The organism is Frankia sp. R82 (genome assembly GCF_023716925.1).
In the GTDB taxonomy this organism is placed as follows: domain Bacteria; phylum Actinomycetota; class Actinomycetes; order Frankiales; family Frankiaceae; genus Frankia.
The window spans coordinates 103,858-115,074 of sequence record NZ_JAMQQG010000019.1 but is presented as its reverse complement, the minus strand read 5'-3'; the positions used below and the strand labels follow the sequence as shown (position 1 = coordinate 115,074).

Annotated in this window: 8 protein-coding genes and 1 pseudogene; 6 read left to right on the top strand and 3 right to left on the bottom strand. The window is 68.3% G+C overall.

Going from position 1 to position 11,217, the window contains the following annotated elements; all coding sequences use genetic code 11:
• The 5 genes and pseudogenes from ND747_RS05820 to ND747_RS05800 form a co-directional block, all read left to right on the top strand.
• A pseudogene (locus ND747_RS05820) lies at nt 1-416 on the top strand (PrgI family protein); the annotation flags it as partial.
• Nucleotides 413-2,293 (top strand): VirB4 family type IV secretion system protein, encoded by a 1,881-nt coding sequence (locus tag ND747_RS05815; protein ID WP_251732421.1) that lies wholly within the window; start codon nt 413-415, stop codon nt 2,291-2,293. The pseudogene ND747_RS05820 and the gene ND747_RS05815, both read left to right, overlap by 4 nt.
• 33 nt (nt 2,294-2,326) lie before the next feature.
• Nucleotides 2,327-4,834, top strand: coding sequence for a TraM recognition domain-containing protein (locus ND747_RS05810; protein ID WP_251732420.1), 2,508 nt, complete (start codon nt 2,327-2,329; stop codon nt 4,832-4,834).
• Between the two features lie 35 nt (nt 4,835-4,869).
• Nucleotides 4,870-5,883 (top strand): replication-relaxation family protein, encoded by a 1,014-nt coding sequence (locus tag ND747_RS05805; protein WP_251732419.1) that lies wholly within the window; start codon nt 4,870-4,872, stop codon nt 5,881-5,883.
• 39 nt (nt 5,884-5,922) lie between these two features.
• Nucleotides 5,923-6,858: a bifunctional lysozyme/C40 family peptidase gene (locus ND747_RS05800; RefSeq protein ID WP_251732418.1), complete on the top strand. Its 936-nt coding sequence runs from the start codon at nt 5,923-5,925 to the stop codon at nt 6,856-6,858.
• Between the two features lie 78 nt (nt 6,859-6,936).
• Here the strand turns inward: ND747_RS05800 and ND747_RS05795 are convergent, their stop codons facing one another.
• The gene (locus ND747_RS05795; RefSeq protein WP_251732417.1) at nt 6,937-7,914 is read right to left on the bottom strand and encodes a hypothetical protein; all 978 of its coding nucleotides are present in this window, start codon (nt 7,912-7,914) and stop codon (nt 6,937-6,939) included.
• Between the two features lie 32 nt (nt 7,915-7,946).
• Between ND747_RS05795 and ND747_RS05790 the strand changes: the two genes are divergently transcribed.
• Nucleotides 7,947-8,222 (top strand): hypothetical protein, encoded by a 276-nt coding sequence (locus ND747_RS05790; protein WP_251732416.1) that lies wholly within the window; start codon nt 7,947-7,949, stop codon nt 8,220-8,222.
• A 388-nt stretch (nt 8,223-8,610) separates the two neighbouring features.
• Here the strand turns inward: ND747_RS05790 and ND747_RS05785 are convergent, their stop codons facing one another.
• Both ND747_RS05785 and ND747_RS05780 read right to left on the bottom strand, forming a co-directional pair.
• Nucleotides 8,611-9,138 (bottom strand): restriction endonuclease, encoded by a 528-nt coding sequence (locus tag ND747_RS05785; RefSeq protein ID WP_251732415.1) that lies wholly within the window; start codon nt 9,136-9,138, stop codon nt 8,611-8,613.
• Nucleotides 9,128-10,180: a hypothetical protein gene (locus ND747_RS05780; protein ID WP_251732414.1), complete on the bottom strand. Its 1,053-nt coding sequence runs from the start codon at nt 10,178-10,180 to the stop codon at nt 9,128-9,130. Before ND747_RS05780 ends, ND747_RS05785 begins: the two co-directional genes overlap by 11 nt.
• Nucleotides 10,181-11,217 lie beyond the last annotated feature (1,037 nt).

Sequence of the window (11,217 nt, the reverse complement as noted above, 5' to 3'; positions counted from 1 at the left end):
CCGCGCACACCCGGCTTGCCCGCCGGCTCGCCGAGGCCACCGACCTGCTGGCACCGGCAGGGATCGTCGTCACCCCGTTGGATGCCGGCACGGCAACCAGCGTGCTGGCCGCCGCCTGCAACCCGGCCGGCCTGGTGCCGCCGGCCGCGCTCGCCGCACCCGACGAGGTCATCACCGGCGACCTTCCCGAGGGCTACGCGGCCTACCAGCCCGACCCCGGAGACGACGGCTTCCTGAACGACGACGGGTCCGAGGACCCGGACGCAGCCGTCGAACCCGGCTACAGCGACCGGTTCGACGACGGCGACGGGCACGGCCCGCTCGACCCCGACTTCTGGGATCCACCCGCCCCGCGCTCCGAGGGCGGCTCCCGACGGTCAACACGACACACAGCACGAAGGGGACAGGCCCGATGAGCAGACGAGGCCGCCGCCGGGCCTCCGCACCGGCCCGCAACCCGTCCGCCCAGCCGGTGGATGCCGCCGCAGCGGCGTTCGTCCCGGACGCGCTGTCGATCGCGCCCCGTCACCTGGATGTCGGCGGGGACGTCCTCGCCACGATGGCGATCACCGGCTATCCGCGTGAGGTCCACGCCGGCTGGCTCGCCCCGCTGCTGACCTACCCGGGCCGCCTCGACGTCGCGGTACACGTCGACCCGATCGACCCGGTCACCGCGGCGAGCCGGCTGCGCCGGCAGCTGTCCCGGCTGGAGTCCGGCCGGCAGGTCGGCGACGAACGCGGCCAGCTGATCGACCCGCAGGTCGAGGCGGCGACCGAGGACGCCTATGAGCTGTCCTCCCGCGTTGCCCGTGGCGAGGGCAAGCTGTTCCGACTCGGCCTGTACCTCACCGTCCACGCCGCGAGCGAGAACGCGCTGGCCGACGAGGTCGCCGCGGTGCGGGCCCTGGCGGCCAGCCTGCTGCTCGACGCCAAACCCGTCAGCTACCGGTCGTTGCAAGGCTGGGTCAGTACCCTGCCCCTGGGACTGGACCAGGTGCGGATGCGCCGCACCTTCGACACGTCGGCCCTGTCCGCGGCGTTCCCGTTCACCAGCCCCGACCTGCCGCCCGCCGACCCGACCTCGCTCGCGCCGGCCGGGGTGCTCTACGGGCTCAACGTCGCAAGCTCCGGGCTGGTGCACTGGGACCGGTTCGGTGACATCGACAACCACAACTCGATCATCCTCGGCCGCAGCGGCGCCGGGAAGTCCTATCTGGTCAAGCTCGAAGCCCTGCGCTCGCTCTACCGGGGCATCGAGATCCACGTCGTCGACCCGGAAGACGAATACGCCCGGCTAGCCTCCGCGGTCGGCGCCAGCTACCTGCATCTCGGCGGCGACGGGGTGCGGATCAACCCCTTCGACCTGCCCATCCAGACCACCCCCGACGGCCGTCGGACCGCGCCGCGTGACGCGCTGGTGCGCCGCAGCCTGTTCCTGCACACCGCCATCGCCGTGCTCGTCGGCCAGCTGACCGCAGCCGAACGGGCAGCCCTCGACGTCGCGATCACCGCGACCTACCAGGCAGCAGGGATCAGCTCCGACCCGCGCAGCTGGGGCCGGCCGGCTCCGCTGCTGGCCGATCTCGCCGCGACCCTGGCCGCCTCACAGGACCCAGCAGCGGTAACGCTCGGCGCCCGGCTGCACCCGTTCACGGCGGGGGCGTTCTCCGGCTTGTTCAACGGGCCGACCACCGGCCGCGGCGACGGCCACCTGGTCGTCTACTCCCTACGCGACCTGCCAGACGAACTGAAGCCGATCGGGACGCTGCTCGTTCTCGACGCCATCTGGCGGCGGGTGTCGAACCCCGCTGACCGGCGGCCCCGCCTGGTCGTGGTCGATGAGGCATGGCTACTCATGCGCGAGCGCGCAGGCGCGGACTTCCTGTTCCGCATGGCCAAAAGCTCCCGCAAATACTGGGCAGGCCTGACGGTCGCGACTCAGGACACCGCCGACGTGTTGGCGACCGACCTCGGCCGAGCGATCGTCACCAATGCCGCGACGCAGATTCTGCTACGGCAGGCACCGCAGGCGATCGATGAGATCACCCAGGTTTTCGACCTGTCCCAGGGCGAACGGCAGTTCCTGCTGTCCGCCGACCGCGGACAGGGACTCCTCGCCGCGGGGGCACAGCGGGTCGCGTTCCAGGCCCTGGCCTCGCAGGTCGAGCACCACCTGATCACGACCAACCCAGCCGAACTCGCCGCCGACCCGCAAGACGACAGCTTCCTCGATCTTGCCGTGCCGGGCGACCCGGCCGATGACGACGGCCAGATCTACCTCGACGCCGCCTGACCGCACCGCCGTAACCGCAAGGAGATCGTAACCATGGGCCTACTCGCCGCGGCGCCCGCCACACCGTCCTCGCCGCTCACCGCCTACCTGACCGACCCCGCCGGCTTCCTCCACCACATCCTCGCCCAGCTGAGCGCGGGGGCGCTGGCCTGGGGACCCGTCGCCGGTCCGCTGCTCACCCTCACCGTCGCCGGCCTTCTCACCGGGCGCCGGCGGATGCGCCGCCGCTACCAGCAACAGCTGACCTCCGGCGCGCGGCTGGTCACCGTGCTGGCCCCACCCACCGTCGACCCGGCGGGCGGAGCCGCGCTGTGGGCGAACCTGCTCGGCCTGCTGCGCCCCGGCTGGCGACGCCTGATCGGCCAGCCGCACCTCGTCTGGGAATACCAGTTCACCGCCGACGGGGTCCGTATCCACATCTGGGTGCCCGGGGTCGTGCCCGCCGGCATGGTCGAACGCGCCGTCGAGGCGGCCTGGCCCGGCGCGCACACCCACTCCACGCCCGCCCGCGCACCGCTACCCGTCACCGCCCGGCCCGGCCGGCGGCTGCTCGCCGCCGGGGGCGAACTACGCCTCGCCCGACCTGAAGCGCTCCCCATCCGCACCGATCATGATGCCGATCCGATCCGGGCCCTGCTCGGCGCTCCCGGCAGCCTGGCACGCACCCAGCGGGCGGCGGTGCAGATCCTGGCCCGCCCCGTCACCGGCCGCCGCGTCACGAAGTCCCGGCGGGCCGCCCGCCGGCTACGCACCGGCAGCTCCACACACCTGATCGGCGCGCTGCTGGACCTGCTCACCCCCCACACCGGCCGCACCCGGCAACGCCGCCGCACCGCCACCCCCACGGCCAAGGTCGACCCGCAAACCTCGCTCGCCCTGTCCGCAGAAGACCGCGCCATCGTCACCAAACAGCGCGGCGCCCCCTACGAGGTCCGCGTCCGCTACGCCATCGCCGCAGTCCTCGACGAGCACACCGACACCACCACCACCGCCCAGACCGCCAGCCAGCTCCGCGGCCGGGCACACGCTCTCGCCAGCGCGTTCGCCGCCTACGGCGACCACAACTACTTCCGCCGCATCCGGCTACGCCACCCACTGCCCGTCCTCGCCGCCCGCCAGTTCGACCGCGGCGACCTGCTCTCGGTCACCGAACTCGCCGCGTTGGCACACCTACCGGTCGACGAAGCGACCCCTGGCCTGCAACGCGCCGGCGCGAAAGCCATCGCCCCGCCGCCCGGTGTCTCCGGCCCCGGCCCGAACGTCCGCCCGCTCGGACGAACCGACGCCGGGCACCCGCGGCCAGTCGGCCTACGCATCCCGGACGCCCGCCATCACCTGCACGTCCTCGGCGCGACCGGCGCCGGCAAATCCGAACTGCTCGCCCGCATGACCTTGGACGACATCCTCGCCCGCCGGGGCGTGGTCAACGTCGACCCCAAGGGGGATCAAATCGTCGACATCCTCGCCCGCTACCCGACCGACGCTCTCGACCGGCTCGTCCTGTTCGATGCCGAATCCTCCAGCCGGCCCCCCTGCCTGAACCCGCTGGACCAGCCCGACCGGGGCAGGGCCGTCGACAACCTCGTCTCGATCTTCTCCCGGGTATACGCGGACTCGTGGGGGCCACGCACCGAGGACATCTTTCGGGCGAGCCTGCTCACCCTCGCCGCCCAACCCGGCGTCCCCGTCCTGACCGACCTGCCGAAACTGCTGACCGACACCGCCTACCGACACCGGGCGCTCGGGGAGATCGACGACGACATCCTGGCCGGCTTCTGGAGCTGGTACGAAGCCCTCTCCGATGGCGCCCGCGGCCATGTCGTCGCCCCACTCATGAACAAACTCCGCGGCTTTCTGCTGCGACCGTTCGTGCGGGCCGCGATCGCCGCCGGCCCCTCGACCGTCGACATGGACCAGGTGCTGAACGACGGCGGGGTCTGCCTGGTCCGCATCGCCCAAGACGCCCTCGGCGTCGAGACCGCAGCACTCATGGGCTCGATCGTCGTCTCCGCCGTCTGGCAGGCCACCACCCGCCGCGCCCGCCTACCCCAAAGCAAAAGGCCGGACGCCAGCCTGTATTTGGACGAAGCGCACAATTTTTTGATGCTTCCGTACGCGCTGGAAGACATGCTCGCCGCCGCCCGCGGCTACCGGCTGTCACTCACGTTGGCCCATCAGAACCTCACCCAGCTACCGCGGCACCTGGAAGAAAGCATCGGCGCCAACGCCCGCTCGAAAATCTATTTTACGGTCAGTCCAGAGGACGCCCGCCGGCTCGCCCGCCACACCGAGCCCCGGCTCGGCGTGCACGACCTGGCCAACCTCGGTGTGTTCCACGCCGCCGCGCGCCTCGTCGTCGGCGGAGAAGAAGCCCCCGCCTTCACCCTCGTCACCGAGAAACTGCCGCCCCCGGTACCAGGACGCGCCACCCAGATCCGCCGCTACCTACGCCGCCGCGCCGCCACCCCCGCCACCCGGCCCGCGCCGCCGCCCACCGATCCGCGTCCGCAGCCCACCTCCGACCCACGCCGCATCGCCTGACCGCGCCCCGGTCTGCCACCTCGAAGGACCCCCTCATGGCCAAGCCACTGCCCCAGCGCGCCCTGCGCGCCCCGCTGCGCCCCGCCGCCCGCGTCGTCGCCGACGCAGCACACCTGGCGAACCTCACCCCCCACCTCAGCCCCCGCGACCGCTGGATCACCCGGCTCGTCTACGAACACCGAGTCCTAACCACCCACCAGCTCGTCCACGCCGCCTTCACCACCCGGCGTACCGCCAACGAACGGCTACTCCAGCTCTACCGCTGGCGCGTCCTCGACCGCTTCCAGCCCCTGAGCCCCCTCGGCGAAGGCATGCCACCCGCGCACTACGTGTGCGACGTCGCCGGCGCCGCCCTGCTCGCCGCCGAAGACGGCATCGACCTGACCGCGACCGGCTACCGGCACGAGCGGGCCCTCGGCGTCGCCTACTGGCCCCAACTCGCCCACCGCGTCGCCGTCAACGGCTTCTTCACCCACCTCATCCACCACGCCCGCCAGCCCTACCCACCCGGCACCCTCACCGCCTGGTGGTCAGAAGCCCGCACCCGGGCCGCGTTCGGCGACATCGTCCGCCCCGACGCCTACGGACGCTGGACCACACCGCACAGTGATGTCGAGTGGTTCCTCGAACTCGACTGGGCGACCGAACCCTACCCACGCCTCGCCGCGAAGATCAGCAAATACGGGCGGCTCGCCACCGCGACCGGCATCACCACCCCGGTCCTGTTCTGGTTCCCCACCACCAACCGGGAGAACCGCGCCCGCCGCGCTCTGGCCGACGCCGCCGCCGGACTCGACCGTCCGCACACCGTCCCGATCGCCACCACCGCCGCCACCCTCGCCCCACCCGACGACCAGCTCGACCCAACCCCCGCCCGCTGGCTGCCCCTCACCACCAGCAAAGCCGGCCGACTCACCCTCGACCAGCTGCCCCGAGCCTGGCCCCACCTATCACCGCCCGCGCCAGTCTCCGACCGGCCGCACGCCCGGCCCGCCGGGTCGGGCCTGCGCCCGCCCGCGCCGATGCCCCCCACCCAGTACCAGGGGTGAACAGCCACGACCAAATATTTCACCGCCGCCCTCGCCGCGGTGATCCTGCTCATCGTGCTCATGGGTGCCGCCGCCGGCCAGCTGGCCACCCGTGTCCTGTGCGCCCCGGTCGTCGGCTGGTTCCTCGGCTGCAGCTACAGCAGTGGAGGAAGCCCCAGCCAGACCGCGCTTGATGACATTCCACCCGCCTACCTCACCCTTTACATGCAGGCCGCTGTCACCTGCCCCGGCCTGTCCTGGACAACGCTCGCCGCCATCGGCAGCGTCGAATCCGATCATGGTCGCAGTCGGCTGCCGGGCGTCACCAGCGGCACCAATTCCGCGGGCGCCGCGGGTCCCATGCAGTTCCTCGGCCCCACCTTCGCCGAAGTGATCGCCCACCACCCGCTACCAGCAGGCGGCGCAAACCCACCGTCGCTCTACAACGCCCAAGACGCCATCTACGCCGCTGCCGCCTATCTGTGCGACAATCATGTCGCCACCGACCTGACCGGCGCACTGTGGGCGTACAACCATTCCGACGCCTACATCGCCCAGGTCGTCACCCAGGCCACCCAGTACAAATCGACCGGTGGCAGCTTTGGGACCGACACCGCGCCGCCCGACTCTGGCTATGCCGCCGTCATCTATGCCCAGGGTCAGCTTGGCATTCCCTACCTATGGGGTGGGGACGGCCCGGCCGAGGGTGGCTTCGATTGCTCCGGACTCACCAGGGCCGCCTATCTGGCCGCCGGGATCGACCTGCCCCGCACCGCGCAGACCCAGTACGCGGCCGGGCCCGTCGTCCCACCCGGAGCACCACTCCAAATCGGCGATCTGGTCTTCTACGGCACCGCCACCAACATTCACCACGTCGCCATCTACATCGGAAACGGGCAGATGATCACAGCTCCGGGGCGCGGGAAGGTGGTGAAAATCGCCCCCTACAGGTGGGCGGGAGACGACTATTTCGGGGCAACAAGGCCAGTAAACTGAGATTTATTCGCGCTTGAGGTGCTACTCTTGTAGCCGCGCCCAAGGGCGACTCCATCGAGAAACGCCGGTCCGTGGTGATTAGGAGATCGTCGCATTAATCAGCACTTCCGGGATTTTCGACAGGTCGTGCAAAACTGTCGTGCCATAGCGATCGCTGAGTCCCGAGCTGTTGATATGCCGAGCCCATTGGCGTTCCGTCACGACGATGTCGCAGTAGGGAACGGCGGCCGACAAGGCGTTAACGTCATTCAGATCATGTGGATGCCATCGCTGCTGCGGGTTGCGATGTCGGAGGCGGCGCAGTTCTCGGGTCACCCACCGGCTCGGTAGGTCCTCAAGAAACCGGTGGACGCGGTCGCGGTCACTCACGAACTCCATCGGCTCAATACCATGCCGCGAACAACTCGTGATCAGTGGCTCTATGATGTCGACGATCTCGGTGCCGGTAACGATGTCGCCGAGCCGGTGCCGCAGCTTGTGGGCATCTATCTGTCCAGCGAGAGCCGTCTGCCCGTCAGCAAACTTCTGGTCCGCTTCTTGAAACTTGCGTGCTGTCCCAAGAATCAGCGCCAGTGTCCCAGCAGGATCGGCCAGAGCCGCGAGCTCCATCATTTGCGCGAACGCCTCCGCGAGCTGAATGCGCAACGCAGGGCGAATCGCGGAATCGTCGGGCAGCTTCATTCGGTCGAGTGGAATATCGCTGCCGAAGGCGTGATTGACGCCGACGCCGAAAATATTCGCGCTTCGACGTCGACCGCCGCAGTGGCTGGTCATGGCTGCGTCGATCTCCGCCGGCACGATCACGTGCGGCGGAGCGATCGTGTGGAACTTGGAGAGCCCTGCCATCGTGGTCGCAAGGTCTAGCCTGCTAGACCAGCTGGCTCGGTGGTGAGTCTCGTAGTAGTGAGCTGCGGACAGCACGAACGAGGCATGACCGAGCCGGACCGCCTCCGTCGCGATGGTGAAGGCATCCCGATAGCGTTCGCCGTCGCTACGGCCCAGCCGACACTTGGCGAAGTCGATCCACTTCGCCTGATCGAGATAGACGCGCAGCACGACTCGATTATCCCTCCTGCCAGGATCGTCCCTTGGACCCGGTACCTCTACCCGCCGAAGCCGATCGCCTCGCAGATCTTGTCGCCGCGACCCGCGCGTGGATCGAGCTGCCCCGGTCCACCACCGGGAAGCGAATGCAGGCCGCATTCGACGCCGCCGGCACCGACGGTGACGCCGGCCAGCTCGCTGCCGAGATCCGCGCCTACCAAGCCGGCCAGGGCGGTCCACACGGCACGGGACGCTTCGGCCCCGGCGCCGCCGCCCGCATCCTCACCCGACGCGGCTACCCGTCGCGCGAGCCCGATTGATGCCGCCCTTGGGCCCGGTGCCGCGCTGCGCTCAATCAGCCGACCGCCAACGTCCGGCCGATTACTGCGCCAAGAAGGGCAGCCGGGACACCAACCCAGGTTCGGCCGACGAAGACGCGGCGTTAGATGGTCAGGTGCTCACCATGGCGACATCGGCCAGCAGCTTGGTCAGCACGAAGCGCCAAGGCCGGAACGCCTGTGATCGACGAATACTGACCACTCTGATTAACGGCACTCCACCAGTCGAATGAGTTTTATAGGTCCCCAACATCAGGCTGTCGTGTTGGTGAGAAATGCCCCCGGACAGGCCGGTGGGAAGTCGGAGACGCCCGGCCGAGTGAGTTCGAGAGGGAAGCAGATTGAGAAAGATACCACTTATTCGCTAGCTTCATGGCATCCCGATAGTACCGGTGGCCATGGTCATCAGAAATCGGTCATTGAGCATATCGTAGAAGTCATCCATGGTGCGGAGCGAGAGGAGGTCTGCGTCGGTTATGACGATCATTCGATGTCCCCGGGGCATGGCACTCATACCGAGTGCGTGGGCGAACTTGATGTCGTCATCACTGCTGGTGATGCCGTTTGCAGCGACGAGAATCCCCAGCTCCATATTCCGGTTAGCCAGGATGTTGAAGAAGTAGCCCACAGTCATACTGTCAACCGGCCTCGTCCAGTTTTTGCACTCGATAAGGAATGAGTGGGGCAATTGGTGCAGATCCGTCCGTGGATGTCCGACGGCGACGTCGATCTGCTCAACCTTGAACGGGCCGATGATGTTCCGTCGCACATTGGCGCGGGGAACTAGGCCGAAAAGGTAGGCCACGAGTTCTTCGTAGGTCTTCCCTTGGGCATCTGCGGTCGGCGCTCTTCGAGCCTCATCCAGGTGGCGGCGGATCTCCGCCGGGTCAAGCTCCACCGCGTCGCCCGTGGACGAGATCGTTACGTGCTCGAACGAGCGTGTGCCCCAGTGTCCCTCGCGCCACCTCGTTGTGGAGGTCGTCCACATGCATGACCACGATGGGGTAAGGCATGGGTGGTGGATCTTGGTACGGACCGTCGTAGATCAGCAAACCGAAAGTCGCTCGACGTTGACCCATGATCACCACGAGCTGCTTAAATGCCTCTGTCAGTGAGACATTCCCTCGCTGATTCTTAACCTCGACCAGGATTGGGCCGAGGAGTCGCTCCGTGCCGGGGATGAGCACGGCGGCGTCTACCTGGCCCTGCTCCGCCCGTGGCGGCTCCATCACGCGGGCGCCACTCGCTCGGAGCAGGGCCAGGGCTCTGCGCTCCACGTCCATCGTACGAAGGGCGACATCCAAATCAACCGCGATACCCGGTGACCGAGCGGCCGTCTGTGCAGAGGGCGAGTCTTCGGGCGAGGGCGCTCCTGAGACTCGGCGACGTTCTGACATGACCTGGGTGAACAGCCCTAGCTGGAGACGGAGGCGGTCGTTGCTGTAGGTCCCGACTTCGATCCAGACGTCGGAAGCAAGCCCACCTAGCTGAAGCAGGTCCTCGTCGAGATCCTCGATCATCGCGAATAGCGGCAGGCCCCGACCGAGGACAATCCCCATCTCCACGTAGATCGCAGGCGGAGTTGTCGCTCGCATGCCGCCCGGCTCGGTGAGCGGCAGTACCGCGACGGCATAGTCGAACCGGTTGAGTGGCAAGTCGGCTAGCTGCGTACCGGCCAGGAGCTGCGATGTCGCTGTCAGCTTTGTGTCCAACTCCCCGAGGACCGTGCGCAGCACCGAGAGATCGGCGTAGTTGGGCGCGATCGCCAGGCAGTGCAACATCAGGTGATCATATGGCCGGAACGTAGCCGCTCCTGCAGCAGCAACCGAAACGTTCTGCTGACCTGCACTCACGACCAGCAGCGCGATGACCTGAAGATCCTCGACTGGCCTTCGGTCGCCAGTTGGGAGCGACCCGCCGAAGAACGAGCCTCGCGCCACTGCCTGTCGCTGGACCGGGCCCCCCGAACACGCGGAGCAGTGCGTGTGGGCGTAGGCCCCACGGCTCGGATTGAGGCCGGACAACGTCCCTGCGCCCGTGACGGGGAGCAGTCTCAGCACACCGGTCTTCGCGACCGCGATCGAGCGTTGAGTGGCGGCAGCGGCAAGATGCGACACTAGCCGAACTACGCCCCACACTTGGAAGGGCAGGACAGGAAGCCTGAAGATCAGGACTGGAGGCATCGCGCACCGACACGGACTGGGAGTGACCGTACTTCCCGTGACCGCGAGTTCTTGGCGGAATCTGATCTTATGCGTCGCGACGGCCGCTCGGCCTTGGACCGCGCTGCTTGTCAGGCAGCAGCGGCCGGAGGCGCTGTGGGCGTGAGAGCGCCGCGTAGTGGCAGTAGATCGCCAAGATCATGCGGAGCCGGCGGGAGGGTGCTCGCAGCTCGGCCGATGCGGGCAAGGACTCGGACAACGAAGTACCGGAGTATCCGGCGCCAGTGCCTAATGTCCTGTCGACTCAGGCCCGCCAGCCGCCCGGCGGTGCGATCGATGCGCCGAAGGCGGTCCCGCTGCCGCCTGGTGGCGTACCGGTTCAGGCGGCCAAGCCGTTGGCGCAGAAAGCTAGCCGGCGCAACTGCCGAAAACAGGCGCTGCTCGGCCAGCTCGCCGTCTGACGCAGCGCTGCGCCCTGCCAGCTCGGAGTCTGACGGTTCCATCTGAGGAACGACATCGGGTTCCGCAACGGCGGAACCCGAGAATCTGACCTGGACACAGAGGCTGTTAGATCCCTCAACCAAGACGACGTCATGCGGCGCGGCGAGGTCGTGTGCGAGGTCGAGCAAGTGATCATGGAGGCGAACAGCGTCAAGCATCTGTTCGATGGAACCCACGGTGATCGGTGCGATGAGCACTCTCTTCGGGCCTCGAAGCCACTCGGCAGCGCGCTGGGCTGCCGCGGTCTTCCCCTCACCGACTCCGTGCAGCTGGAGACCACGCGGGGTCGCGGTGCCTTCCGCGTCTTGCCGGTC

Bases quoted from the DNA above. Each gene is read 5' to 3' on its own strand.
- ND747_RS05815 (WP_251732421.1), top strand. From the start codon at position 413: ATGAGCAGACGAGGCCGCCGCCGGGCCTCCGCACCGGCCCGCAACCCG.
- ND747_RS05810 (WP_251732420.1), top strand. From the start codon at position 2,327: ATGGGCCTACTCGCCGCGGCGCCCGCCACACCGTCCTCGCCGCTCACC.
- ND747_RS05805 (WP_251732419.1), top strand. From the start codon at position 4,870: ATGGCCAAGCCACTGCCCCAGCGCGCCCTGCGCGCCCCGCTGCGCCCC.